This window comes from Bacillus cereus group sp. BfR-BA-01441, from assembly GCF_022663075.1.
Classification (GTDB): Bacteria; Bacillota; Bacilli; order Bacillales; family Bacillaceae_G; genus Bacillus_A; species Bacillus_A cereus.
This window is the reverse complement of sequence record NZ_JAKUEU010000359.1, coordinates 1-250: the sequence shown is the minus strand read 5'-3', so window position 1 is coordinate 250 and position 250 is coordinate 1. Positions and strand designations below refer to the sequence as shown.

The window sequence follows — 250 nt, the reverse complement described above, 5'->3', positions numbered from 1 at the left end:
TACTTGTGTTTGTAGATTCGTGTGTGATGGGAGTATAAGAAATTTTACCTTGTTCTTGTAGAGTCTCTTTTTGTATAGCTACTTCTTGAACCTTTTTCTCTTTTTTAGGTTCTTGGCTTACATTGCTAGTATTGCAGCCTGCTAGAATGGCAGACGTACATAAAGCAATTGCTGCGTATTTTCTCATAAAAATCACCTTCTATTGTGTAGTATGTTGCATATTGACATTAAAATCCCCACCGCTATAAGA

General features: G+C 35.6%; 1 pseudogene. It reads right to left on the bottom strand.

The features are described 5' to 3' along the window. Positions 1 to 187, bottom strand: a pseudogene (locus MR107_RS30845) (polysaccharide deacetylase family protein); the annotation flags it as partial. Positions 188 to 250 lie beyond the last annotated feature (63 nt).